Raw genomic sequence first — 25911 nt, 5'->3', positions numbered from 1 at the left:
TCCGCCGGCGTTGAAGCCGGTGGTCAGGCAGCTTACAAGCCGTGAACGCAGCATCGGCGCCCGGCACCGGCACAGGAGGGGTCCGAAAGCGGCCACCCGCCCTGCGAGCGTGGTGCCGACGTGGTGTTCAGCGTGGCGGTGGCGAGGTGCTCGCCATAGCGCCCATCGCGCCCCGTTCCCGGCCGATCACCCAGATCAGCGGTAGGCTGCCGCGCGTGCCTGACAACCCCACACGCTCCATCTCCACACGATCCGCCGACTGGCGCGACCGGACGGCCGACCTGTTGCGTCACGCGCCCGCACGGGCGGGGCGGTGCAGGGTCCTGGCACTGGAGGGGCGCTCGGGAGCGGGCAAGACGGCGCTGGCGGAGGCACTGGCGGCGCGGCTGCGGTGCCCGGTCGTGCACATGGACGACCTGTACCCCGGGTGGGAGGGGCTGGAGGCGGTCGCTCCGCTGGTGCGCAAGTGGGTGCTGGAGCCGCTGGCCGAGGGCCGCGACCCGCGATGGCGCCGATGGGATTGGGAGAACGGCGACTGGGCACCCGACGACGCGGGCGGCTGGGACAGCGCCGAGGTGGCCGACACCTTGGTCATAGAGGGCTGCGGCTGCGGCGCCGAGGAACTGCGCGAGTTCCTGTCACTCCTCGTATGGGTCGAAGCACCTGAAGATGTGCGCCACCAGAGGTTGAACGCGCGGTGGGACGCAGACCTGTACGCGCCGTTCAGGGAGATGTGGGCGGCCCAGGAGGAGTCGTTCGCCGCCAGACACGACCCGAGGAAGCACGCGGACCTGGTCCTGGACAACTCGGATGAGACGACCGCTTAGGCGGCGGACGCGACGCCAAAGCATCTCCGCATGTGCGGAGCTCACGTATCCAGCGCCGCCGCACCAAGGGCTGGCGCGGTCCATCTCCGCTCGCGCGGAGCTCACCCGACCTGCTGATCGAGGAGGTGACCTGATGCCGGTCCATCTCCGCTCGCGCGGAGCTCACACTTTCCGACCTGGGCCGATGCTGGACGTTATCGAAAAGCGACCGAATCCGCACTCCCGACTGTCCTGATCCGTCCGCAATCGCCGGCCTCTGGCCGCCCCAAACCCGGGCCGGTCCATGCCTGGACACGGCAGCGCTCCTGAGAGCCGCTTCCGCAGCACTCAGGAGCCGCCGGGAGTCACGCGCCGTCGAAAGGCGGGATGAAGAAGCGAGGCCGTCAGCCCTCGCCCTCCATGTCGTCGCCCTCCTTCATCTCGTCGTCGCCCATCTCCTCGTCCTTCATGTCGCCCTCTTCGCCCTCCATGTCCTCTTCCATGGAGCCGCCGCTCTCCTCGCCGTCCTCCATGCTCTCGTCTTCCATGCCCTCGTCCTGCATGGAGTCGCCTCCCTCGGACTCCTCGGACATCTCGTCGCCTTCCTGCGACTCCTCCTGGCCGGAGGTCTCCGCTCCATCGCCCGAGTTGTCGCAGGCGGCGGCGCCCGCCAGCACAACCACGGACGCGATCCCACCGGCGACGACAAGGCGGCGCAGAAGGCTCAGGGGACGTTCGCTCATCGTTCTCTCCTCAATCGGTATTCCGAAGCCGATCGGTCTGATCGCTCCATCGCACGGCGCCCCGGACCCCGGGGCGCCCGGTCCCGCGCGGGCCGGTCGGGTTCCCCCGCTAGCCCACGGAGACCGTGATCATGTGGTGGCCGGTCGCGCCGTCGGGCGCCGGGGGCGCCTCGTCGGCGGTCTGCACCTCGCCGTCGCGGCCCACCGCGCGCACGCTCACCGTGTGCTCGCCGGGCTCGGCGTCCTCCCAGTCGAAGACCCACTGGCGCCAGGTGTCCTCGGTCGCCTCCTCCGCCAAGCGCGCGTCGCGCCACTCGCCGCCGTCGATGCGCACCTGCACCCCGTCGACGCCCACGTGCTGCGCCCAGGCCACCCCGGCGACGGTCACCCCCGCACCGTCCCCGCCGACGGACGCGCCGTCGCGCGGGGTGTCGATGCGCGACTGGAGCTTGATCGGCCCCTCGGCGGACCACCCGCGCGGCACCCAGTAGGCGTCGAACGCGTCGAACGTGGTCAGCTCGATCTCGGTGATCCACTTGCACGCCGACACGTATCCGTAGAGGCCCGGCACCACCATCCGCACCGGGAAGCCGTGCTCGGGCGATAGCGGGCGGCCGTTCATGCCCAGGGCGAGCATGGCGTCGCGCCCGTCCATCACCGTCTCGACCGGGGTGCCGATGGTCATGCCGTCGTCGGACCGGGACACGAGCTGGTCGGCCGGGCCGCCCTCGGAGGGCGGCCGCACCCCGGCCTCGCGCAGGATCTCGGCCAGCGGGACCCCGATCCAGCGCGCGTTGCCGATGTAGCCGCCGCCGACCTGGTTGGACACACACGCCAGGGTGACGTCCCGCTCGATGATGTCGTCCCGTTCCAGCAGCTGAGCGAAGGTGTACTCGCGCTCCTCCACCCCCGCGCCGTGCACCCGCAGGCGCCACGAGGCGGCGTCGATGCGCGGGACCGACAGGGCGGTGTCGATCCGGTAGAACTCCCCGGGCGGGGTGAAGAAGGACTCCAGGCCCTCGATCTCCAGGTCGGCCCCGTCGGGGACGGGCGGTGCCGGGGAGGCGGGCTTCGGCAGCGCGAAGTTCCTGCTCTCCGCCGCGCTGCCCGCGCTCGTCCTGCTGTAGAGCCCGGCCCCCGTGCCGACCGCCGCCGCCGCGGCCGCGGCGGCGCCCGCGATGAGGACGAAGCGCCGCCGGTCGAAGCCCCGGCCCTCCGCGGGCTCCTCGGTGGTCGCCCCCGCCCCCTCGGAAGTGGACTCCTCGGGATCCCGGTCCTCGGCGGCCGGCCCCTCTGGGACGCCCGGGGCGTCGGCGGCACGGGCACCTGCACCGGCGGCGTTCATCAGCATCACCAGCGCCACGTACGCCACCGTGCCGCCGACGAGCGCGGGCAGGATGTCCAAGGGGCCGGCGTCGGGCCGGGTGAAGGCGGCCACCGCCCCGACCAGCGCCAGCACCCCCGCCCCCGCGCCCGCCACCCACCGGCGGCCGCGCGCCGCGATGCCCAGCGCCGCGGCGAACACGGCCAACACGACGCCGATGCCCACCAGCAGCACGAGCTTGTCGGCGGTGCCGAAGGTCGCCACCGCGAACTCCTTCAACGGCCGCGGGGCCAGGTCGATCGTCGCGGCCCCCACCGCCTGCACGGGCGAGGCCGCCGGGCCGAAGGGGACCGCGGCGGCCTCCGCGGCCGCCAGTCCCGCACCGCCGGCCACCAGGCCGCACACCGCCGCCGCCCACCGGGGCGTCCGTTTCATCTGTTCCGACACACCCCTCCTTCGGAGCGGGTGCGAGGGGGGCGACCGCCCCGCCCGGAATTCCCCGAAGTTTTTTCCCGGCCCCTGCCGACGGGGGTTTTCCCCAGGTGCGGCGTCGCCTCCCCCTCCCCCGCTCCGAATGGCAGGATGACGGAGCCGAAGACACGAGGGACGGGAGAGGTCGGGTGGACGAAGCGCTGCCGTCGCGGCCATCGGGCCGCACGGGCGCCGACGGGCTCGGCGAACTGCTGGCCAGGGCCTCGCTGGGCGACATGGAGGCGTTCGAGGGGGTGTACCGGGAGCTGGCCGGCCCCGTGTTCGGGACCGCGGCGCGGGTGCTGCTCGACCACGCCCAGGCCGAGGAGGTCGCGCAGGAGGTGTTCGTGGAGGTGTGGCGCCAGGCGGCGCGGTACGACCCGGCGGCCGGGGGCGTGCGGTCGTGGGTGCTGACCATCGCCCACCGGCGGGCGGTGGACCGGGTGCGCTCCGAGCAGGCCTCGGCGGACCGGACCGCGCGCGTGGGCCGGACCGAGCCGCAGCAGACGCCGGCCGACGAGGTGCCCGAGGCGGTGGAGCACCGCCTGGAGCGCGAGCGGGTCCGCCGGTGCCTGGGGCGACTGACCGGCCTGCAGCGCGAGGCGGTGCGGCTGACCTACTACGCCGGGTACACCCAGCGCCAGGCGGCCGCCGCGCTGAAGGTCCCGCTGACCACGGTGAAGGGGAGGCTCCGGGACGGGTTGATCCGGCTGCGCGACTGCTTGGGGGTGGAGGCGTGAGCCCGCGGGGGTACGACGTGCACGGCCTGACGGCCGCGTACGCGCTGGACGCGCTGGAGGAGGCCGAGCGGGCCGAGGTCGAGGCGCACCTGGAGGAGTGCGAGGACTGCCGCCGCGACCTCCGGGACTTCCGGGAGACGGCGGCGCGGCTGGGCGCCGCGGAGGCGGTCGGCCCGCCGGACGGCCTGTGGGAGAGGGTGAAGGCGGAGGCCGCGCGCACCCGCCAGCTTCCGCCGACTGCCGCCGGGGAGGCACAGGCCCACGCCGATGCGGTCTCCGGTTCCGGCGACGCTTCTGAGTCCGCGGGCGGCGACGGCCCAACCGACAGGGACGGCGACGGATCCGGCGCGAAGGTGATCCCGCTCCGGTCCCGAGTGGTACGGCGGTTGCCGTGGGCCGTGGCGGCGGCAGCGGTGGCGGTCGCCCTCGTGCTGGGCGCGGTCACGGTCGACCAGGCGCGGCGCATGGACGACCTTCAGGCGCACACGGCCGAGGTGGAGGCGCTGCTGGCCGCGCCGGGCACCGAGAAGATGGACCGGCCCGTCTCCGAGAGCGACGCCAACGCCACCGTCTTCGCCTCGGGGGACCACGACACGATGATGATCATGGTCAAGGGGTTGCCGCCCGCGCCCGACGGCAAGGCCTACCAGCTCTGGTACGTCGACGACGACGGCATGCGCTCGGCCGGGATGCTGGAGGAGGACGGCGACGGGATGCTGACCGGGATGGTGAAGGGGATGTCCGGCGCGACCCAGCTCGGCATCACCATGGAGCCGGACACGGGCATGCCCGAGCCCAGCAAGGAGCCGATGAAGGTCGACGTCTGAGCGTCGGCGGGGGCGTCCGCCGCCCCCGCCGACGGCGCTCGGCGCGGGCCCATCACCTCTGGCCGCTGAACGCCTTCTTCACCGCCATCGCGCCCAGGACCACCAGGCCGACGATGAGCACCCACTTGAACAGGCCGAGCAGCATCCCGAAGAGCCAGCTCGCCGCGAAGAAGGCCAAGAAGATCACGAGCGCGATGACAAAGATCCGTCCCATGCCTTCACCGTATGCGCCGGGACGCCCACCGGTAACCCGTCCCAGGGCCCGTTGGGGGAACGTTCAGGGTCCTCCCTGAGGGCGCCCGCACCCCCCGCCGAAGGGGGCGGGCGGGGGTGCGGGCGCATCTTGGGTGGTGATATCGACACCTGATCCACCTAAAAGCGTCGATTCCACGACACCAGATGCCCGAACCCCTCTCCCACCGCCCGATATACCCGATATGCGCCACCCAGGCGGCCCCCTCCGCGATGATCTCGGGGAACCCGGGGTCAAACCGGACACGATAACCCCGACTTCCCCGAGATCAACACCAGCGCGCCCCCGCACCGCCGCCCCCGCGATGATCTCGACGGAAGTGCTGTCAAAACCGCCGGAATGACAGCACTCTTGTCGAGATCATCGTCAGCCAGGGGGACACCGGGCCGACGCCCGCCACGAACGCGCTCAGCCACGCGCCCACTCCGGTCCCCGGCCGCGCCGCCACCCGGACCGCGAGGAGCCTCGCGCCCGGCCGGCAGGGCCCGGGAACCGTCCTGCTCTCTCCGTCGCCGCCCTTAACGGCGACCACGCACACGCCGGTCGGCCGACGACGCTGCGGCACGGACCGCCGACCTCTCCTCGTCGCCGCCGACCACGCCACACTCCGGCGGCCCGCCGCCCGGCCGAGGGGCTCGAGCGGGGTACCTGCCCAGCCGCCCTCCCCACCCGGACCACAGGGACCCCGCCGCCCAGCAGGCAGGGCCCGGGAACCCGCCCAGCTCACTCCGTCGCCGCCCCGCCGCCCGACCGCCCCGCCGACCCGCTTGAAGTCACACCGGTGTGCCCCGCGCCGCCGGGGGTGGGGCCCAGTCACAGGTACCGCTTCCACCAGTCCAGGATCGCCTCGAACCTCGCCACCCGGTGGCTGGGCAGTCCGCTTCTCGACATCTCGTGGCCCTCGCCCGGGAACAGCAGCATCTCCACCTCCGCCCGGCGCGACCGCAGGGCCACGAACAGGCGCTGGGCCTGCTCGACGGGGCACCTCCAGTCCTCCTCGGAGTGGATGATCAGCATCGGGATGCCGATCTTGTGCGCCCGCTCCAGGGGGCTCTGGTCGGCCCAGGTGGACGGGTCGCCGTACAGCTGCTCGGCGAACACCCACCCGATGTCGCTGCTGCCGTAGTGGCTGTCGATGGCGTTGACCGCCCGCTCGCTGATCGCCGCGCGGAAGCGGTCGCCGTGCTCGGCCGCCATCCAGGTGGTCATGAAGCCGCCGTGGGAGCCGCCCAGCACCCCCACCCGCTCGGGGTCCAGCCCGTCGCGCTTGAGCGCCTCGTCGAGCAGGGCCAGCAGGTCGGCGGCGCTCACCCGGCCCACGTCCCCGCGCACCGCCCTGCCGTGCGCCTCCCCGTCCCCCGACGACCCGCGCGGGTTGCCCATGACGACCGCGTACCCCGCCTCGGCGTACACCTGCGCCTCGTCGAAGACCCGCCACCCGTACTGGGCGAACGGCCCGCCGTGGATCATCAGCAGCACGGGGTGCGGGCCGGGCCCTTCCGGGCGCAGCAGCCAGCCGTGCACCGGGTACCCGTCCGGGGCCGTGCCGTCGACCTCCTCCATCGGGATCCACTCGCGCGTCGTGGCGAACGAGGTGAGCCGCCGCTCCCCCTCCGCGCCGAGCGCCACCAGCTCCCCCGGGCTCGACCCGTCGCCGACCGGCAGGACGGTCACCCCGCCCGCGCACGCCGCGGTCCCCGCCTGGCGTGGGCCGTCCATGAGCACGCGGGACTCGCCCCCGCCGTAGGGCACGAGGAGCAGGTCCACGGCGCCCCGGTTCTCGTTGCAGAACAGGACCCCCTCCTCCACGGGGGTGATCCCGGTGCCGCGCGCCACGGTGAACCGCTCCACGTCCGTGAGGCGCACCGGGTCGGCCGAGCCGTCGGCCGGAACCGCCCACACGCCGGCGTTCTCTGTCGTGCACCAGCGCCCGTCCGGGCCGGCGTCGGAGCCCGCGTAGACCACGGTCGCCCCGTCGGGCGAGAAGCGGGCGGCGTATACGCCCTCGCTCGTACCGGTCAGCTTCCTCAGGTCCGACCCGTCGGGGGCGCACACCCACACGTCGTCGGCGAGCACGCGGTCGCGGTGGGCGTGCCGCGCGGCGATGAAGCACAGCAGGTCGCCGCGCGGGCTCCAGTCCAGGCCATGGTGGTCGAACCGGCCCTCGGTCACCTGCACCGGTTCGGGCAGCGACCCGTCGTCGCCGGGTTCGGCGGCCTCGACGGTGAACACATGGGCGGGCCGGTCCGAGGTGAACCCGTCACCGTCGAAGCGGTACTCGAATGTGGTGATGCGGCGCGGCGCCTCCTTGGCGGGTTCGCCCTCGTAGCGCCCTTCGTCGGGGACGCGGGAGACGAAGGCCAGCCACCGCGAGTCGGGGCTCCAGACCGGTGCCCCCGCCCCCTGCGGGAGGTCGGTGAGCCGCCAGGGCTCTCCGCCGTCGGCGGGCATGAGGTGCAGCTGCGGCCGCCCGCCGTCGGCGGCGCGCAGGAACGCGATGAGGCGTCCGTCCGGGGAGTAGGCGGGGGCGCTGTCGCGCCCGCCGCGCGTGAGGCGCCTTTCGGGAGCCGACCCGTCGGTGGGGACGGCCCAAAGCTCGCTCCGGTAGGAGTCGGTGTCGAGGCGGGGGCGGCTGGTGGCCACCACGGCCGTGCGGCCGTCGGGGGACAGCGCGGGTGCTCCGAGGGTGTGGAAGCGCTCAAGGTCGACAGAACTCATCCGGTGACCCTAGCGCCGCGCATGTGCCCCGCACCACGGAATTCCCGCCCCCGCCCCGGGACCGGAACCGGCCGCCGGGGACGTGCTCGGAGCTAGTTCCAGCACAGGCAGAACGGGTGGCCCGCGGGGTCGGTGAAGACCCGGAAGCCGCCGCGTCCCACCGGGCGCAGGCCCATCGCCTCCTCTTGTGCCGAGTCCCAGTCCAACCGGGTCGCGCCCAGGGACAGGGCCAGCTCTTCGGAGGCGTCGATGTCGTCCACCTCGATGTCCAGGTGCATCTGCATCGGGGAGGCGCCGTCGGGCCACTCGGGCGGCCGGTGCCCGGGGGCGTGCTGGAAGCTCAGGCGGGTCGTCGAGGCGTCGCCGATGTCGACCCAGTCGCCGTCGGTCCTCGTCACCTCCAGTCCCAGCAGTTCGGAGTAGAAGCGCGCCAGCGCGTGCGGGTCGCGGGCCTCCAGCACGACGGTCTGCAGGCGGTTGCCCATGGTCTCCTCCTCACGGGAATCTCCTCATGGGGCATGTGGCGCCGATGATGCCGCACGGGTACGACACGATCGAGTGACACCGCCGTCGCCGTCGGTGGCCGCCCTTCTCGCGGCCGCCCTCCACCATCTCCGCGGAGCCCGCCCGGTCCACGAATGGCCTGCCGGACGGCAGGCAGGGCCGGTGATCCGCCCCGGCTCCCGCCGTCGCAGCCCCTCCGGTGACCACGCACACGCCCGACGGCGGACGACGCTGTGGCAAGGGCCGCCCACCTTCACCGCCGCGTCCCCCTTGGCGTTCCGGTCGCCCACCGCCCGACCGGATCCTGAGCGGGGTCCCCCTGAACCCGTCTCCCGACCGGACCCCGAGGAACACGCCCGGCGGCAGGCGGGGCCGGAGAACGGCTCCGCCTCTGCCCCCGCCGTCCGAGGCGCCGCCGTCCGAGACGCCGCCGTCCGAGGCCTGCGACGCTACTCAGGCGCCCCTCGTGTGCTCGCCCCGCTGGATCCTCGCGACAAGGTCGTCGGTCAGCGTCCCGAACCCCGTCGCCGACCACACGCTCTCCTCGGCGGGCACGTCGTAGTACGGCACCGTCCGGCCCTCGTGCTCCACCAGCAGGGGCTCGGGCCGCATCCGTGTGCGGACCGACTTGGCGCACGCCTTGCACATCGGCACGCGCACCGTCCGGTCGCTCCCCAGCTCCCGCCAGTCGGTGTCGGCGGTCGCCGTGCCGTGCAGCGGGTTGGCGTAGCAGTGGCGGCGCTCGCGCCCCCTGCCGCCCGCCTTGGCCCGCGCCAGCGCGTGCTCGGCCTTGTCCAACAGGACGAGGACCCCCGCCAGGTCGGCGAGCCCCGCATCCCCTTCGGGCGCCGAGTCCAGCACCGAGCGGGCCGCAGCATGGGCGTCCAAGGCCTCCGCCATCGCCGCCGCCGCGGCCTCGCCCGAAACCGCGTCCTGTGCGCTGATCCGCTCCCCGACCTCGACGAGCTCCCGTTCGGCGCGCTCCTGGAGTTCGTCGCGACGGGCCCGGTCGACGTTGTCGAAGGCGGTGTGCCGCGGGGGTTCGGGCAGGCGGCGGGGGCGGTACCACAGCAGATAGGCGCCGCCGCCCGCGGCCAGGAGCAGCACCGCCGCCCCGGCCGTCCACGGCCACACCCCCGCCCCCTCCGCAGGCGCCGACTCCCCCGCCTCTGAGGAGCCCTCGCCGGTGGCGTCCTCGGACGCCCCCTCCGAGCCGTCCGAGCCCTCCGTGTCCTCGGCCTCGAAGGCCTCCTGCTGCTCGGTGTAGGCGGCCTCGGGGTCGTCCGCCAGGGCGAACTCCACCGCCTTCTCCGCCTCCTCGGCCATGGGCGCCGAGTAGTCGGTGGCGTAGGACGCGGCAAGAGCGCCGTAGAACGCCCGCTGCTTCTCGGCCTCCGGGGTTCCGGGCGGCGGGTAGTCGGCGCCGTCCGCCCCGTTGCCGCTGATGACGAGGAAGTGCCCCGGCTCCCCCATGCGGTCGTGGACGGCGGCGGCCAGGGCCTCGGAGTCGCCGCCCCACTGGTCCCCCTCCACGAGCGGCACCACGACGACCCGCAGCGGGACGCCGCTCTCCTCGATGTCCGCGGCCATCCCGCTGCGGACCTCCTGCGGGAGCGCGCTCTCGAAGGAGGGGTCCACGTAGACGGGGGACTCCTCGAGCGCGGCGGCGATGGTCTGGGCCGGGCTGGCCTCCTGCCCGCCGGTGGCGGTGGCGGCGGTCGCGGCGGATGCCGGCCCCAGCGCGACCGCGCAGGCGGCGAACAGGGCGAGCGGGGCGGCCCCGGTCTCAACGCGCACGGGCTTCTCCCTCCAAGGGCTCGTCGGGGATGGGCTGGGCGCCGTACTCGCGGCGGACCCAGACGCGGTCCAGTGTCAGGTGCGAGACGCGTGCTCCGCCCGCGCCGACGCGCACCCGCAGGGGGAACCGCTTCGCGTCGTCCCGGTCCAGGCAGTCGCGGCACATGGCGAGCGTGGCCTTGCCGCCCTTGGACGTCCGGCCGCTCTTCTTCCCGGCCTTCTTTCCGGCCTTTCCGCCGCTCTTCCCGGTGCCGCCCCCGGCGCCGCTCCCGGTCCTCTTCACGAGCGCGGTGTGGCCCCGCCCGGCCGACGGCCCATGGAGGGGGTTGACCATGCACACGGGCCGCTTCGCCTCGTCGGCGCCGTCCGGGTCGAGCCTGCGGACGGCGCGCCGGGCCAGTACGACGGCGCCGACCAGGTCCAGCTCGTCGGCGCGCTCGTCGCGCAGCACCCGCAGCGCGATGTCGGTCTCGCGCGTGGCCTCGGCGACCTGAGGGCCATCCGCGTCCGACGTCTCGAGTGCCCGCACCGCGCGCCGGACGTCGCGGTCGGCCATGGGCCGCAGGCGCCTCCCGGGCGCCGCGGCCAGCAGCCGCCCCCACCACCGCGTCCCGCCGCCGAGGAAGGCGACGGCGAAGTACAGCATGATCCCGGCGATGGGCCCGATCACCAGCAACCCGGGGAAGAAGCCCTCGGCGACGAAGGCGGCCGGGCGGGACTCCGGGGTGTCGTCGCCGTACTCCTCTTCGTACTGCAGGGCATCGACGGCGTAGGGGATGCTCTCCCCGGCCTGCGGGTCGGAGGCCGCATTCTCCGCCGCCTCCAACACAGGCTCCAGCCGGTCGGCGACGACCAGGTCCTCGGGGGTGTCGGGGTAGGCGAGGTCCCTCAGCTCGGACTGCGCCTCGGAGGGCAGGTCGACTCCGCGCGTGGCGAACTCCAGGCTGCCCGACCCCAGGTCGGTGACGACGTAGAGGCCGTCCTCGCCGATCGTTTCGGCCAGGGCGTGCACGAGCACGTCCGGGTCGCCCCCGGACTCGTCGGAGGGGACGGACAGGACGCCCGCCATGTACACGGGGACGGGTGCGTCGTCCGCCCGCTCCCGCAGGGCGTCCAGGTCCCCGCGCGCGCCGGACCAGAGCGGGTCGACGGGGATGCGCCCGTCCTCCATCTCCGCGGCGACCCGGTCCACGCGCCCGGTGGCGGCGACGTACGGGGGCTCGGCCAGGGCCTCCTCAGGGGTGACGTCGGCCCGGGCGGAGCCGCCCCCGCCTCCTCCCGGTGCATCCGACGCGTCCGATTCGGGGGCGTCCGCGGGGTCCTCCGGGTTCCAGGCGGCGTATCCCACCGCCGCCCCGAGCACGAGCACCGCCCCCGCGACGCAGGCGAGGCCGGGCCTCCAGAGCGGCGTCCGCAGCCCGTTGCGCCTCAGGTGGCCGGTGGCGCCCGCCGCCACGAGGGACCCGGCGACGGTGGCGGCCAGGAACCCCAGGTTGCCCAGGCCGGTCTCGTCGTCGGGCCGCATGTCGTCAAGGAACTCCGCGAAGGCGGAGTCGTCGTAGGAGTCGCGCTCGTCGGAGCCGGACGATCCATCCTCCGCACCCGAGTCCCCGAAGTCCTCCAGGGCCTCATCGGCCTTGCGTCCGACCTCCGGGTCGAGCAATGCGTCGACGAAGCGCCCGCTCACCTGGGCGGGCGAGGTGTCGTAGTCCAACTCGTCGTCGCCGAGCAGGACGGTCCGGGCGTCGTCGACGGGCAGGCGCACCCCGGGGGTGGCCGCGGTCGCACGGACGCTTCCCTCGCTCAGGGCGAGGTACAGCCCCTCCTCGCCGACGCGGTCCCGGAGCGCGGCGACGAGGTCGGCACTGTCGGAACTCCCGGCGGTCCCCGGCAGGACCACGACGTAGAAGGGGGTCTCGGTGCGGGAGAACTCCGCGCGCACCTGTTCGGCGAGCGCGTCGGTGTCGTAGGCGCCCGCGAGCAGGTCGCTGACGAAGACCGCCTCCCCGGCGGGCTCCTGGGCCAACTGCTCCGCCAGGTAGGCCGCGGGGCTCGACGGCTCGGCGGGCGCGGCCGAGGCGCCCGCCGCCGGCACCGCGAGGGCGGCGGTCACGGCGAGGAGGGCCGCCGCCAGGAGCCGCAGCGGCCCGGTCCGGCGTCGGGGGAGGTCACGCATGGGGATGAGGGTAGCGGTGTTTCGAATCGTCCGGATAGCGAGGTCCGCCCCCGCATGCCCCTCGTTGATCTCGGGGGGATGGACGCTACCAGCACGGTCTTAGCGTCCAACCCCCCGAGATCAACGACAGGGGGCGGACGCGAAGAGGCCGCCGCCGTCTCCTGGACGGCGGCGGCCCTCACCTCCTGTCCCCGGGCGGGGTCGCCGGTTCCGGGGGACCGGCCCTGGCGAGAGGGCCGGAGGCCTGGGTGCCGTGCGGGCGGGCGCGGCGCCCGCCCGCACGTGCGGTGCGGACTACTACTTCGCGATGAGCTGGCGCAGCACGTACTGCAGGATGCCGCCGTTGCGGTAGTAGTCGGCCTCGCCGGGGGTGTCGATGCGCACCACGGCGTCGAACTCGACGCCGGTGTCGGTGGTCACCTTCACCGTGGCGGGGATGCGGCCCTCGTTGAGCTCGGTGATGCCGGAGATGGAGAAGGTCTCCTCACCGGTCAGGCCCAGCGAGTCGGCCGACTGCCCCTCGGGGAACTGCAGCGGCAGCACGCCCATGCCGATCAGGTTGGAGCGGTGGATGCGCTCGAACGACTCGGCGATGACCGACTGCACGCCCAGCAGGCGGGTGCCCTTGGCGGCCCAGTCGCGCGAGGACCCCGAGCCGTACTCCTTGCCGCCCAGCACGACCAGCGGGGTGCCCTGCGCGGCGTAGTTCTGCGCGGCGTCGTAGATGAACGTCACCGGGGCGTCGGCGGCGTTCCCGGCCTGGGTGAAGTCGCGGGTGTAGCCGCCCTCGGTGCCCGGCGCGATCTGGTTGCGCAGGCGGATGTTGGCGAACGTGCCGCGGATCATCACCTCGTGGTTGCCGCGGCGCGACCCGTAGGAGTTGAAGTCCTTGCGCTGGACCCCGTTGGCCTCCAGGTACTGCGCGGCCGGGGTGCCCGGCTTGATGGCGCCGGCCGGGGAGATGTGGTCGGTGGTGACCGAGTCGCCCAGCTTGGCCAGGACGCGGGCGCCGGAGATGTCGCCGACCGGCTCCGGCGTGGTGCCCATGCCCTCGAAGTAGGGGGGCTTGCGCACGTAGGTGGACTCGTCCTCCCACTCGAAGGTGCTGCCGGTCGGGGTGGGCAGGGAGCGCCACCGCTCGTCGCCGGCGAACACGTCGGAGTAGGCCGAGGTGTACATGTCCGAGGCGATCGCCGAGTCGATGACCTCCTGGATCTCCTCGGGGGAGGGCCAGATCTCGCTCAGGTAGACCGGCTCGCCCTCGTTGTCGGTGCCCAGCGGCTCGGTGGTGATGTCCACGTCCATGGACCCGGCCAGGGCGTAGGCCACCACCAGCGGCGGGGAGGCCAGATAGTTCATCTTGACGTCGGGGTTGATGCGGCCCTCGAAGTTGCGGTTGCCCGAGAGCACCGAGGTGACCGCGAGGTCCCCGTCCTGCACCGCCTTGGAGATCTCCTCCGGCAGCGGTCCGGAGTTGCCGATGCAGGTGGTGCAGCCGTAGCCGACCAGGTTGAACCCGAGCTTGTCGAGGTAGGGCGTCAGGCCCGAGCGCTCGAAGTAGTCGGTGACGACCTTGGAGCCGGGGGCCAGCGACGTCTTGACCCAGGGCTTGCGGTTCAGGCCGCGCTCCACCGCCTTCTTGGCCAGCAGGGCGGCGCCCAGCATGACCGAGGGGTTGGAGGTGTTGGTGCACGAGGTGATCGCGGCGATCACCACGGCGCCGTGGTCGACCTCGGTCTCGGTGCCGTCGGCCATGGTGACCTTGACCGGCTTGTGCGGGCGGCCGTTGGCCGAGTGGGCCGGGGCGTCGGAGGCCGGGAAGGACTCCTCGCCGGCCTCGTCGGCCGCGTCGTCGACGTAGTTCTGCACGTCGCGGCGCCAGGTGTGCTTGGCCTCCGACAGCGAGATGCGGTCCTGCGGGCGCTTGGGGCCGGCGATGGACGGCACGACGTCGCCCAGGTCCAGCTCCAGGTACTCGGAGAACTCCGGCTCGTGCGCCGGGTCCAGCCACAGCCCCTGCTCCTTGGCGTAGGCCTCGACCAGCGCGGTCTGGGCCTCGGGGCGGCCGGTGAGCCGCATGTAGCGGATGGTCTCGGCGTCGATCGGGAAGATCGCCGCGGTGGAGCCGAACTCGGGGCTCATGTTGCCGATGGTGGCGCGGTTGGCCAGCGGCACCGAGGCCACGCCCTCGCCGTAGAACTCGACGAACTTGCCGACCACGCCGTGCTCGCGGAGCATCTCGGTGATGGTGAGCACCAGGTCGGTGGCGGTGGTGCCGGGGTTGAGCCGGCCGGTGAGCTTGAAGCCGACCACGCGCGGGATGAGCATGGAGATCGGCTGGCCGAGCATGGCGGCCTCGGCCTCGATGCCGCCGACGCCCCACCCCAGGATGCCCAGGCCGTTCTGCATCGTGGTGTGGGAGTCGGTGCCCACGCAGGTGTCCGGGTAGGCCTGGCCGTTGCGGTTCATCGTGACGCGGGCCAGGTGCTCGATGTTGGCCTGGTGCACGATGCCGGTGCCGGGCGGGACGACCTTGAACTCGTCGAAGGCGGTCTGGCCCCAGCGCAGGAACTTGTAGCGCTCGCCGTTGCGCTCGTACTCGATCTCGACGTTGCGCTCGAAGGCGTCGGGGCGCCCGAACAGGTCGACGACGACGGAGTGGTCGATCACCAGCTCGGCCGGGGCCAGCGGGTTGATCTTGCCGGTGTCGCCGCCCATCTCCTTGACGGCCTCGCGCATGGTGGCCAGGTCGACGACACAGGGCACGCCGGTGAAGTCCTGCATGATCACCCGGGCGGGGGTGAACTGGATCTCCTGGCTCGGCTTGGCCTTGGGGTCCCACTCGCCGAGCGCGCGGATGTGCTCGGCGGTGACGTTGGCCCCGTCCTCGGTGCGCAGGAGGTTCTCCAGGAGAACCTTCAGGCTGTAGGGGAGCCGCCCGGAGCCCTTGACGGCGTCCAGACGGAAGATCTCGTACGACTCGCCGCCGACACTGAGCGTGTCACGGCTGCCGAAGCTGTTCGCGGACACGGATTCTGCCTCCTGATCTCGCCACTTTCTCCCGCCCATCCTCCCGCACGGGAGGGCCGGGAGATCACTGAGGCCGCCCTCGGTTCCGCGCCTCTGGTGCGGAGGCGTATTCGCCTTGGGCCCCTCCGAAACACACCGTCCCACCGGCGCCGGCGCCCCGGCCCGCGCCCCCGCCGGCGGGCGCAGCCCCCGCGCGCCGCCGCGGCCGCGCCCGCCTGTCGGCGATGCGGCCGCACGCGCCGTGCGACGGTTATCTCGACATCAAGGTATCGAACCGATATCTCGATATCAAGTTACCTGGGCGGGGCGCCGCCCTCCCGCACCGCCCCGCCGACGGCCCCGGGCGCGCCGGGGCGCGCCGCACCCCCGCCCGGCCCCTCAGGCCACCTGCGGGGCGACCTTCTCGGCCACCAGCTCCAGGTGGTCCAGGTCGGACAGGTCCAAGACCTGAAGGTACATCCGCTCGGCGCCGATCCCGGCGAACCGGCCGAGCTTCTCGACGACCTCCTCCGGGGTTCCGGCCAGCCCGTTGGCCTTCAGCTCCTCCACATCCCGCCCGATCGCCTCGGCGCGCCGCGCCACCTCGGCGTCGTCCCGGCCGCAGCACAGCACCTGCGCCGCGGAGTAGACCATCGGCGCGGTCCGCCCGACGGCCGCGACCGCGTCCCGGGTGCGCCCGAACGCCGCCGCCGTGTCCTCCACCGAGTTGAACGGCACGTTGTACTCGTCGGCGTGCGCCGCCGCCAGGCGCGGCGTGCGCTTGGGGCCGGTGCCGCCGATCAGCACCGGCGGGCGCGGCGCCTGCATCGGCTTGGGCAGCGCCGGGCCCTCGGTGAGCCGGTAGTGGCGCCCCTCATAGCGGAACGTCTCCCCCGGCGGGGTGGCCCACAGCCCGGTGATGACGTCCAGCTGCTCCTCGTACCGGTCGAAGCGCTCGCGCGCCGACGCCGGGAAGGGGATGCCGTAGGCGGAGTGCTCGGCCTCGTACCACCCGGCGCCGAAACCGAACTCCACCCGGCCGCCGCTCATCCGGTCCACCTGCGCCACGCTGATCGCCAGCGGGCCGGGGTGGCGGAACGTGGCCGCCGTCATCAGCGTGCCCAGGCGGATCCGGGAGGTCTCCCGGGCCAGACCCGCCAGGGTGATCCAGGCGTCCGTGGGGCCCGGCAGGCCGTCCACGTCGCCCATCTTCAGATAGTGGTCGGAACGGAAGAAGGCGTCGAACCGGAGCTCCTCGGCCGCCTTGGCGACCGTCAGCAGGGTGTCGTAGGAGGCGCCCTGCTGCGGCTCGGTGAAAATCCTCAAGCGCATACGCCCCATTGTTCCCCCCTTGCGGCCTCCCGGGTAACGCGCCGCGCGCCGCACACGGTTCTCACCGGCCGTTCCCCTGGCCGTACCCGGCCAGTCGCCCGTTCCGGGCGAACCCTCCGGTGCACGGAGAGCGATGACCGCCGGGAAACCCGCCTCCACCCCCTCGGAAGGACCCCCATGGCCATCCACCGATCCACCGTGCTCGCCGCCGCGGGCGGGGCCGCCGTCTCCGCCGTCGCGACGGGCGCGGTCCTGCTCCCCCTCGGCGGCGCGTTCGCCGACGGCGGAGACGGCGACCCCGGCGAATGCACGAGCCGCACCCGGACCCTGCCCGTCGCCGAGGCCGGGGACGCCCTCGAGACGCAGGGCCTCACCCCCGCGGAAGGGCCCATCGACGGCTATGAGGTCGGCCACGTGCCCGACCGCGTCGGCGACCACCCCCACGACATGGACCCCGGCTGGTACGACGGATTCGACGCCGAGTACTACGACGAGGGCGACGAGGTGCCCGAGGACGCCGGCGCGCCCGAGGACTACACCTCCTCCATGCGGGTGTGGCTGCACGACGAGGTGGAGGTCGTCACCGACCTGTACGACGGCGGGGAGGAGACATACGCCGACTGGGACTCCGACATGGAGGTCCAGATCGACCGCAGCGCGGAGTTCACCGACGCCGACGCCTACTTCTCGGCCATGGACCTGCCCAAGGACGACTGGTTCATGGAGCCCGCCGAGGAGCTGCCGGACGGCGGGGGCTACTACAGCGGCTCCGAGGCCGTGTTCGTGCCCGAGCCCGGCGTCGCCGTGGTGGTGACCCTGTGGCCGGAGGGCTACTCCGACAGCGGCGACGAGGAGCCCCAGGGGGACCCCGAGGAGGTGCTGAAGGTCGTCGAGGGCATCGAGAAGGCGGCCTGACCGGCCCGCTGACCGGCCCGCGGCGGCGCGGTACCCTCGCTACCCGCGCCGCCGCGGAACCGTTCCGCGACGCGGCCGCGATAGGGACCCCGTGAAGCTGTTCAGACGCGCGAAACACCCGCCCTCCTTCGACCCCGACGGGAGCGACGCCGCCCTCCTCGCGGCCGTCGCCGGCGGGGCGACCGGCGCGCTCGAGGTCCTGCACCGCAGGCACGCCCCCTGGCTGCGGGCGCGGCTGCGCTACCGGACCTCCGACCCGGACCTGGTCGACGCCGCCCTGCAGGAGACCTTCCTCGCCGTCTGGAAGAACGCCGGGTCCTTCACCCCGCGCAGCGCCGACGGGGACGCGGCCGCCTGGTTCTGGACCATCGCCATCCGCCAGCTCATCTCCCAGCTCCGGCGGCGCGCCAACCAGTGGATCGCCGACACCGACCCCGCCCCCTACGAGACCATCGGCGACGCCTCGGCCGAGGACCTGGTGCTCACCCGGGTCGAGCACGGCCCCCTCGGCCAGGCGCTCGACTCCCTGTCCCCCGAGCTGCGCACGGCCATACAGGCCACCGTGCTGGACGGGCTCACCGTCCGAGAGGCCGCCCAGCTCCTCGGCGTGCCCGAGGGCACCGTCAAGACCCGCGTCATGCGGGCCAAGGCCCGACTCCGGGAGCAGCTGGTATGACCTGGCACCTGACCCCGAGGCAACTGCACGACTACGCGCGCGGGCGCGCCGACGAGGTCGCCGCGATGTCGGCGGAGGCGCACATCATGTCCTGTTCCCACTGCCGCTCTGCCCTGCCCGCGGACGAGTCCTGGCTCCAGGCGTCCTGGGCCGACCTGCGCGACATCGTCGACCGGCCGCGCCGGGGCCCACTGGAGCGGCTGCTGTCGGCCGTGGGCGTGGCCGAGGACAAGGCGCGCCTGCTGGCCGCCACCCCGCGGCTGTACCGGGCCTGGCTCATCGCCACCGTCACCGTCCTGGCCTGCGCCCTGTTCGCGGCGCACACCGTGCACGGCGGCGCCCTGCTGTTCCTGTACCTGGCACCGGTGCTGCCGCTGGCCGGGGTCGCCCTGGCCTACGGGCGCCGCGTCGACCCGGCGCACGCCTTCACCTCCACCACGCCCATGGGCGGGCAGCGGCTGCTGTTCCTGCGCTCCCTGGCGGTGCTGGTGCCGGCGGTGGCCCTGTGCGCGGGCGCCGCCCTGCTGCTGCCCTCCTTCGGCCCGGCCTGGGCGCCCGCCGCCTGGCTGCTGCCCTCGCTCACCCTGGTGGCGGCCTCGCTGGCGTTCACCCGGTGGATGCCGTTAGGGGTGTCGAGCGCCCTGCTGGCCGGGACCTGGCTGATCGCGCTCGGCGCCGCCGAGGCGGTCCGGGCCTGGAACACCATCCACCTGTTCGGACCCACCGCGCAGCTGTGCTGGGCCGTGGCCCTGGCCGCCCTGCTCGCCGCCCACCCCCTGGCACGGGCGGGACGCGCATGACCGCCGCGACCGAGGGACGGCCCTCTCCCGGGACCGGACCCGCGGCCGGGCCACTGGCGTCCGCCCGCGGGCTCACCAAGCGCTACGGTGTGCGCCACGCGCTCGCCGGGATCGACCTGGACGTCGGCCCCGGCGTGACCGGGCTGCTGGGCCGCAACGGGGCGGGCAAGACCACCCTTCTGCGCTGCCTGGCCACCGACCTGGACCCCGGCGGCGGCCGGTTGACCGTGCTCGGCGAGTCGCCCGAGACCTCCGCCGGGCGCACCCGCATCCGGCGCGGCATCGGGCACCTGCCGCAGAACCCCGTGCTGTACCCGCACTTCACCGCCTTCTCCCTGGTCGACTACATCGCGGTGCTCAAGGAGCTGGGCGGGCGCCGGGCCCGGCACGACGAGGTGCGCCGGGTGCTGGACGCGGTGGGCCTGTACGACCGGCGGCACAGCCGGGTGCGGCGCCTGTCCGGGGGCATGCGCCAGCGCCTGGCGCTGGCCTGCGCCCTGCTGGGCGAGCCCCGGCTGCTGCTGCTCGACGAGCCCACCATCGGGCTCGACCCCGAGCAGCGCATCCGCTTCCGCGACCTGGTCTCGGAGTTCACCCGGGACCGCGGCGCCGTGCTGTCCACCCACCAGATCGAGGACGTGGGGGCGCTGTGCTCCCGCGTGCTGGTGCTGGACGCCGGGCGGCTGGTCTTCGACGGCTCGCCCGACGAGCTGACCGGGCACGCCCGCGGGCGCGTGTGGTCCGCGGCCAGGCGGCCCCGGGACGCGGCCACCGCCTGGCGCGGGCCGGACGGGCGGTACCGGGTGCTCACCCCCGAGGCGGCCGACCCGCCCGCGGACGCGGGCGAGGCCCACCCGGTCGAGCCCACCCTGGAGGACGGCTACCTGCTGTTCACCGCGGAGCGCGGATGAGCGCCCGGGCCTTCGCCGCGCTGGTGCGCCTGGAGCTGTGGCGGATCCTGCGCAACCCGCTGCTCCTGGCGGCCGTGGCCTACGGGCTCTGGGAGCAGTGGACCTACCTGGCCGAGGGGATGCTCGTCGACTGGGGCTGGATCGTCGACGACATCATCGACACGGCCCCGTTCCCGGCGCTCGGCGTGTTCTTCGCCGCCTTCTTCCCCGGGTCGCGCGAGCGGCGCTACGCGGCCGCCTCCGCCCTGCCGGTGTCCCCCCGCCTCCGGATGGCCGCCCTGCTGACGGCCGCCGCGACCGCCGGCGCCGTGGCCCTGGTGCCGAACGTGGTGATGGGGCTGCACCCGTGGTCGCCCATCGCGATCGCCGGGGTGCTGAGCCCCGCGGCGCTGCTCATCCCCCTGGTGATCGGCGCGGCGGCGGGCGCGGCCGGCGTCGCGCTGGGCCTGTGGTGCGCCTCGTGGGTGTTCCCGGCGCTGGCCGTGTCGGCCGTCGTGGCCTACCAGTTCACCTGGGTCCTCGCGTTCGACGTCCCGGACATCCCCGGCGGGGGGCTCGTCGCGGGGGCGTTCTCGGTCCTCGTGGAGGTCCTGCTGCCCGGCGGCACCTACTCGCCGGGCATGTGGGGGATGGTCCCCGGCCACCTGGGCTTCCTCGCCCTGCTGACCGCCGTGTGCTGCGGCCTGGCGCTGGTCCGCGCCGAGCGCCGCCGCGGCCGCCCGCGCCTCGCCGCCGCGGGGGCGACCGCGGTGTTCGCCGCGGGGGCGCTGGCCGTCTACGGCCAGGTCGACGGGATGGAGGCGCGCAACCAGGAGGCCCTCATGGAGGGCACCTGGACGGCCGCGGTGGGGCCGGTGCCCGACCGGGTGTGCGAACGGCTCATCCTGGAGTACTGCGGGTACGAGACCTACGAGTCGTGGTTCCCGCACTGGCAGCGGGCGGGCGAGGCCGTGGCCGCCGCCGTGCCCGAGCGGGCGCGCGACCGGCTGCCGACCGTCCAGCAGAGCACGTACGCGGCCGAGCCCGGGCTCATCGACAGTGCAGGGACGCTCCGCGACGGGGTCGCCTACCCCGACCCGGGGTGGAGCACGCAGGACGACTGGTCCCGCCTCCTCCTCGCCGAGGAGATCGCCCTGGGCGCCGTGGGGGCGCCCGAGAGCCCGGACGGGATGGAGCCGCAGTGCACCCTGCACGGGCAGGCGCGCTACGCCGTCAAGACATGGCTGGTCCTGCGGGCCGCCGACGATCCCGTCGTGGCATTGGGGGACCTCGTCATCATGGACGACATCCGCCCTCGGCTGGCGGAGGTGGCGACCGTCCGGGCCATGCTGGACCACCCCGAGGAGGACATCGTCGAGGCGCTCGACGCGCACTGGGAGGAGCTCGTCGCCCCGGACACCCCGGCGGGGGAGGCACGCGGCCTGCTGGGTGTGGAGGTGGACCCGGCGCACATGGCCGAGGCGGCGGACATGATCGACGAGGGGTGGTTCCCGGAAGAGGAGGAGGCCGAGCTCGCCGAGGAGTGGCTCGTCTACGACGACGGGTTCGAGGTCCCGCTCCCCGCGCCCTGCACATGACCGCGTACGGGCCGCGCCGCTCCCGGGGCCTGTGTCGTTGATCTCGGGGAAGTCGGGGTAAAAACGGACGTCATAAGCCCGACTCCCCCGAGATCAACAATGGGTCCGTCCGAAGCCCCCGGGACCGACAGCGCGGGTACGCGGAACTCGCGGGTCAGGCCCCGCCTCCCGGGGCGAGGAGGTCGTCCAGTTCCGCCACCGTCGGTGCGCTGCTCAAGAACACCAGCTCGTCACCGGCGCGCAGCTCCGTCGTCGGGAACGGCGCGACCACCGCGCCCGCGCGCACGACCGCCACCAGGACGATGCCCTCGGGAAGGCGCGGCATCAGGGCGCCCGCCTGCTCTCCGACGAACGCCGACCCCTCCTCCAGGGTGAGCTCCAGCAGGTCCGTCTCCCCCGACGCCTGGGAGAACGCCTCCGCCCCGTCCGGGTCGCCGCCCGCCGGCGCCCCGTCCGCGGGGCCTTCGAGGAGCGAGACCATCAGCCGCGGCGTGGACACCGCGGCGTCCACGCCCCAGGCGTCGGTGAACAGCCACTCGTCCCGCGGGTCGTTCACCCGGGCGATCACCCGCGGCACCGCGAACTCGGTCTTGGCCAGCAGGGAGAACACCAGGTTCACCTTGTCGTCGCCGCTGGCGGCGACCGCCGCGTCGAACTCGTCCAGCCGCGCGCTGTCCAGCGACGCCAGTTCGCACGCGTCGGCCAGCAGCCATTCGGCGCCCGGCAGGGCGTCCACGTCGATGGCCCGGGCGCTGCGGTCGATGAGCAGCACCTCGTGGCCCCCCGCGCACATCTCGGCGGCGATGGAGCGCCCCACCGCGCCCGCGCCCGCGATCGCGATCCGCATCCTCAGGACTCCTCTCCCGACAGGCGCTCCTGCACCGACTCAAGGTCGCCCACCCGCGCCAGCACGTGCAGCACGTCCCCGGCGTCCAACGTCTCGTCGCCCCGGGGCAGCACCAGCTCACCGCCCCGCACCAGGTAGGCCACGCGCAGCGGCAGGGCCGACTCCAGCTGCTCCACCCGCTTGCCGTACCAGCAGTGCGGCAGCGGCGCCTCGGTCATGGCCAGCGTGCCCGACGGGTCGCGCCACAGCGGCCCCAGGTCCAGGCCGTCGGAGCCGGGGACCAGCCGCCGCAGCACCGTCTCGGCCGTCCAGTGCACGGTGCCCACCGTGGGGATGCCCAGCCGCTGGTACACCTGCGCGCGCCGGGGGTCGTAGATGCGCGCCACCACGTGCCGCACGCCGAAGGTCTCCAGGGCCACGCGCGCGGCGATGATGTTGGAGTTGTCCCCGCTGCTGACCGCGGCGAACGCCGACGCGTTCTCGATGCCGGCCTTCACCAGCACGTCGCGGTCGTGGCCCAGGCCCTCCACGGCCGCGCCCGCCGTACCGGGGCGCAGCCGCCGGAAGGCCTCGGGGTCGCGGTCGATCACGGCGACCGTGTGGCCCATGTCCTCCAGCGTGTGGGCGAGGGTGGACCCCACCCGCCCGCATCCCAGAATCACGATGTGCATGCCCGTGCCCTCTCCTGGCCTCGGTCCGGACGGGACTCAGGCGACGCTACACCCGCGCGGCCCGCCGTCTCGCGCGGCGCGCTCCCTGTGCCCGGTCGGCTAGAGTTGCCGCAGATGGGCGGTGGCTCCGATCCGGTCACCCGCGCGATGCCCGTACGATCCCCGCTCCCCGGAGGTGCCCTTACCGTGCCCGTTTCCGAAACCCGCAGCCGCGTCGGCTCCCGCATCCGCGTGCGCCTGGACGGCGGCGTCGCCCACGGCGGGTGGTGCGTGGGCCGCCACGACGAGCTGGTGGTCTTCGTGCGGCACGCGCTCCCGGGCGAGCTCGTGGAGGCCCGGATCACCGAGGAGACCAAGCGGTTCCTGCGCGCCGAGGCCGTCGAGGTGCTGGAGGCGTCGCCGGACCGGGTGCAGGCGCCCTGCCCGTACGCCGGGCCGGGGCTGTGCGGCGGGTGCGACTGGCAGCACGCCTCGCTGGAGGCCCAGCGCCGGCTGAAGGGGCAGGTGGTCTCCGACCAGCTGCGCCGCATCGCCGGGATCGAGCGCGAGGTCACCGTGGAGGAGCTGCCCGGCGCGCCGGACGGCCTGGGCTGGCGCACCCGCGTGCGCTACGCGGTCGACGAGCAGGGCCGCGCGGGGCTGCGCCGCCACCGCTCCCACGAGATCGAGCCGATCGACTCCTGCCTCATCGCCCACCCGGAGGTGGAGGCGCTGGGCGTGACCCGGCTGCCCTGGCCCGGGGTGTCGGAGGTGGAGGCGGTGGCCTCCAGCGGCGGCAACCGCGCCGTGATCGCGGCCCCGCGCGCCTCGCGCCTGCCCGAGCCGCCCCGGCCCGAGGCGTCGGCGGCGGTGCTGCGCCGCCTCAAGGGCGGCCGCACCCAGGCGGTGCGCGGCAAGAAGGGCCTGCGCGAGGAGGCGGCCGGGCGCCAGTGGCGGGTGTCGGCGGGCGGCTTCTGGCAGGTGCACCCCGGGGCGGCCGACGCGCTGGTGGAGGCCGTGCTGGGGGCGCTGGAGCCCCAGGAGGGGCAGACCGCGCTCGACCTGTACTGCGGCGCCGGGCTGTTCGCCGGGGCGCTGGGCGAGGCGGTCGGCCTGGAGGGCCGGGTGCTCGGCGTGGAGGGCGGCCGCGAGGCGGTCCGGGACGCCGAGTACAACCTCCAGGACCTGCCGCACGTGCGCATCGAGGGCGGCGACGTCGAGGGGCGCCTGCGCGAGTGGGCCGACCTGCGCGCCGACATCGCGGTCCTGGACCCGCCCCGCGCGGGCGCCGGGCGCGACGTGGTGGAGGCGCTGGCGTCGATGCGCCTGAAGCGCGTGGCGTACGTGTCCTGCGACCCGGCGACCCTGGCACGCGACCTGGCGACGTTCGAGCAGAACGGCTTCGAACTGAAGGACCTGCGCGCGTTCGACGCCTTCCCCATGACCCACCACGTGGAGTGCATGGCGGTACTTACCCGCAAGAGCAAGAAGTAGGATCTCACCGCTCACCTGAGGAAACACAGGGCGAACGGCCCGAGCAGCGGTCGCGCCGGCCAGGGAAGCCGACGGCGTGACCGCCTCTTCGTTTCCGGTCCAGGGGCACTGAGTACATTGGAACTCCGTGAGGCGTGCGGCCCCGTGGCCGATACCACAGAGCCGCACGCCGGTAGGCACACGTGCCCCTCACCGCATCTTTCTAGTCAGAAGCAAGCCTCCGACGTGTATGCGTCCGTTTCCAGGTCCACGCTGTACACTGGGCGATCCTCGATCCCGAGGGCGTGCATCAGCCCGCTGGTCGGAATCCTGTACCTGCCTCCGACACGGAGGACAGGGCAGGGGAACTCCCCCTTGTGGATCAACCGGTAGGCGGCCGTCGAGCTGATCCCGAGCACTCGGGCCGCCGTCCGCAGGTCCACTGTGACGGGCAGCTTGAACATCTCGGTGAAGGTCATTCCACCCTCCGCGGGGTAATTCATGCTCGCCTCCCAGCGGGGCGGACCGGTCGGGGGCCCACACGGCGCCCGGGCGGTCGTTTCTTGGGGGGATTGTGGCGCGTTAGGCGCTCCCTCGTCTCGTCGTCGGTGTCGGTGTCGGTGTCGGTGAAGGCAGCATTCCGCAGATACTCCGGGCGCACCCGGAAGCGCAGCGGGGTGCGCAACCCGTCCGGGCCGTCCGGACGGTCAACCCGCACGTCCCAACCCTTCTCGGCCGGAGCGTCCACCTCCCCATCGGACGCGGTGAGCGCGTGATCTTGGGCGATGCGCTCGACCTGAGTGGAGGGGAGCTCCCGATGGCCGTCACGGGCGAAGTTCCACGCCCTAGTACACGCCGCGCGGATCAGGGAGCGATCTGAGAGGCAGCTCCCGGCGTCCGGGGCCGACAACTCCTCCAGGAGAGTGAGGACCATCTCAGCCTCCACATCCGACCGGTCGGCGTGCAGACGCGTGCAGACGCGGTGGACCGTCCCGGTCAAGCGAGGCAGTGCCAGCCAGATCACAAGGAGCTTCCCGGTCTCATCTGAAGCGTTTGAAGCGTCGTCCCCCAGAGCGGCGCGGAGAACCTCCTTCCAGACCGCGACGGCGAACTGCGGGTCGGAGCCCTGCCCGTACAGCGCCGCGTGCGCCTCGGCAGCGGTTAGCCCGAGCGGCTCCGCCCCCTCGCTGGCCGCAGGAACGGTCAGGACGACCGCGCCGCCGACCCGGGGATCGTCGAAGTGCCGCCTCACCGAGGCGAACACGCTGCTAGATCGTGGCTGCATCAGGAAACTTCCTCCCTTTGAGCTGATAGTGCCGGAGGTGCCGAGCTATCGGATGGCCACGGATACGGGAGGTGATC

General features: G+C 73.7%; 22 protein-coding genes. 9 read left to right on the top strand and 13 right to left on the bottom strand.

Going from position 1 to position 25911, the window contains the following annotated elements; translation table 11 throughout:
• The first annotated feature begins 215 nt into the window (after positions 1-215).
• On the top strand, positions 216-827 hold the full coding sequence (locus O4J56_RS19395) for a nucleoside/nucleotide kinase family protein (protein ID WP_270687507.1): 612 nt from the start codon (positions 216-218) through the stop codon (positions 825-827).
• Between the two features lie 383 nt (positions 828-1210).
• Here the strand turns inward: O4J56_RS19395 and O4J56_RS19390 are convergent, their stop codons facing one another.
• Positions 1211-1549, bottom strand: coding sequence for a hypothetical protein (locus O4J56_RS19390; protein ID WP_270687506.1), 339 nt, complete (start codon positions 1547-1549; stop codon positions 1211-1213).
• A gap of 109 nt (positions 1550-1658) precedes the next feature.
• Entirely contained in the window at positions 1659-3308 is a 1650-nt protein-coding gene (locus O4J56_RS19385; protein WP_270687510.1) for a molybdopterin-dependent oxidoreductase, read from the bottom strand.
• Between the two features lie 185 nt (positions 3309-3493).
• On the opposite strand from O4J56_RS19385, the gene sigK reads away from it, so the two are divergent.
• Complete coding sequence (gene sigK, locus O4J56_RS19380; RefSeq protein ID WP_270687505.1) at positions 3494-4084, top strand: ECF RNA polymerase sigma factor SigK; 591 nt, start codon at positions 3494-3496, stop codon at positions 4082-4084.
• Positions 4081-4911, top strand: coding sequence for an anti-sigma factor (locus O4J56_RS19375; RefSeq protein ID WP_270687504.1), 831 nt, complete (start codon positions 4081-4083; stop codon positions 4909-4911). Before sigK ends, O4J56_RS19375 begins: the two co-directional genes overlap by 4 nt.
• A gap of 52 nt (positions 4912-4963) precedes the next feature.
• Here the strand turns inward: O4J56_RS19375 and O4J56_RS19370 are convergent, their stop codons facing one another.
• From O4J56_RS19370 to O4J56_RS19340, 7 genes are all read right to left on the bottom strand, one after another.
• Positions 4964-5125: a hypothetical protein gene (locus O4J56_RS19370; protein WP_270687502.1), complete on the bottom strand. Its 162-nt coding sequence runs from the start codon at positions 5123-5125 to the stop codon at positions 4964-4966.
• A gap of 852 nt (positions 5126-5977) precedes the next feature.
• Positions 5978-7882, bottom strand: coding sequence for a S9 family peptidase (locus O4J56_RS19365; RefSeq protein WP_270687501.1), 1905 nt, complete (start codon positions 7880-7882; stop codon positions 5978-5980).
• 92 nt (positions 7883-7974) lie between these two features.
• Positions 7975-8367 (bottom strand): VOC family protein, encoded by a 393-nt coding sequence (locus O4J56_RS19360; protein ID WP_270687500.1) that lies wholly within the window; start codon positions 8365-8367, stop codon positions 7975-7977.
• 472 nt (positions 8368-8839) lie between these two features.
• Positions 8840-10183, bottom strand: a complete 1344-nt coding sequence (locus O4J56_RS19355) for a hypothetical protein (RefSeq protein ID WP_270687499.1) — start codon at positions 10181-10183, stop codon at positions 8840-8842.
• Entirely contained in the window at positions 10173-12359 is a 2187-nt protein-coding gene (locus O4J56_RS19350) for a hypothetical protein (protein ID WP_270687498.1), read from the bottom strand. The genes O4J56_RS19355 and O4J56_RS19350 overlap by 11 nt, the downstream gene beginning before the upstream one ends.
• A gap of 297 nt (positions 12360-12656) precedes the next feature.
• Positions 12657-15389, bottom strand: coding sequence for an aconitate hydratase AcnA (gene acnA / locus O4J56_RS19345; RefSeq protein WP_270687497.1), 2733 nt, complete (start codon positions 15387-15389; stop codon positions 12657-12659).
• A 378-nt stretch (positions 15390-15767) separates the two neighbouring features.
• On the bottom strand, positions 15768-16700 hold the full coding sequence (locus O4J56_RS19340) for an LLM class F420-dependent oxidoreductase (protein WP_270687496.1): 933 nt from the start codon (positions 16698-16700) through the stop codon (positions 15768-15770).
• A 177-nt stretch (positions 16701-16877) separates the two neighbouring features.
• Here O4J56_RS19340 and O4J56_RS19335 point away from each other — a divergent pair, with 177 nt between their 5' ends.
• From O4J56_RS19335 to O4J56_RS19315, 5 genes are all read left to right on the top strand, one after another.
• Positions 16878-17615, top strand: coding sequence for a hypothetical protein (locus O4J56_RS19335; protein WP_270687494.1), 738 nt, complete (start codon positions 16878-16880; stop codon positions 17613-17615).
• Positions 17616-17706: 91 nt separating this feature from the next.
• A complete protein-coding gene (locus tag O4J56_RS19330) occupies positions 17707-18291 on the top strand; it encodes an RNA polymerase sigma factor (protein ID WP_270687493.1) in 585 nt (194 codons plus the stop codon).
• Positions 18288-19091: a zf-HC2 domain-containing protein gene (locus O4J56_RS19325; RefSeq protein ID WP_270687491.1), complete on the top strand. Its 804-nt coding sequence runs from the start codon at positions 18288-18290 to the stop codon at positions 19089-19091. Before O4J56_RS19330 ends, O4J56_RS19325 begins: the two co-directional genes overlap by 4 nt.
• Entirely contained in the window at positions 19088-20002 is a 915-nt protein-coding gene (locus tag O4J56_RS19320) for an ATP-binding cassette domain-containing protein (protein WP_270687490.1), read from the top strand. Before O4J56_RS19325 ends, O4J56_RS19320 begins: the two co-directional genes overlap by 4 nt.
• Positions 19999-21579: a hypothetical protein gene (locus tag O4J56_RS19315; protein ID WP_270687489.1), complete on the top strand. Its 1581-nt coding sequence runs from the start codon at positions 19999-20001 to the stop codon at positions 21577-21579. Before O4J56_RS19320 ends, O4J56_RS19315 begins: the two co-directional genes overlap by 4 nt.
• A 154-nt stretch (positions 21580-21733) precedes the next feature.
• Here the strand turns inward: O4J56_RS19315 and O4J56_RS19310 are convergent, their stop codons facing one another.
• Positions 21734-22426, bottom strand: a complete 693-nt coding sequence (locus O4J56_RS19310) for a potassium channel family protein (protein WP_270687488.1) — start codon at positions 22424-22426, stop codon at positions 21734-21736.
• Between the two features lie 2 nt (positions 22427-22428).
• On the bottom strand, positions 22429-23097 hold the full coding sequence (locus O4J56_RS19305) for a potassium channel family protein (protein WP_270687487.1): 669 nt from the start codon (positions 23095-23097) through the stop codon (positions 22429-22431).
• 147 nt (positions 23098-23244) lie between these two features.
• Between O4J56_RS19305 and O4J56_RS19300 the strand changes: the two genes are divergently transcribed.
• Positions 23245-24570 carry a class I SAM-dependent RNA methyltransferase gene (locus O4J56_RS19300; RefSeq protein WP_270687509.1) on the top strand — a complete coding sequence of 442 codons (1326 nt, stop codon included), beginning with the start codon at positions 23245-23247 and terminating at the stop codon, positions 24568-24570.
• A gap of 206 nt (positions 24571-24776) precedes the next feature.
• On the opposite strand, the gene O4J56_RS19295 is transcribed toward O4J56_RS19300, so the two are convergent.
• Both O4J56_RS19295 and O4J56_RS19290 read right to left on the bottom strand, forming a co-directional pair.
• Complete coding sequence (locus O4J56_RS19295; RefSeq protein ID WP_270687485.1) at positions 24777-25028, bottom strand: helix-turn-helix transcriptional regulator; 252 nt, start codon at positions 25026-25028, stop codon at positions 24777-24779.
• Between the two features lie 20 nt (positions 25029-25048).
• Entirely contained in the window at positions 25049-25834 is a 786-nt protein-coding gene (locus tag O4J56_RS19290) for a hypothetical protein (protein ID WP_270687483.1), read from the bottom strand.
• Between the last annotated feature and the right edge of the window lie 77 nt (positions 25835-25911).

The organism is Nocardiopsis endophytica, assembly GCF_027706725.1.
Lineage (GTDB): Bacteria > Actinomycetota > Actinomycetes > Streptosporangiales > Streptosporangiaceae > Nocardiopsis_A > Nocardiopsis_A endophytica.
This window is presented reverse-complemented; position numbering and strand designations above follow the sequence as displayed.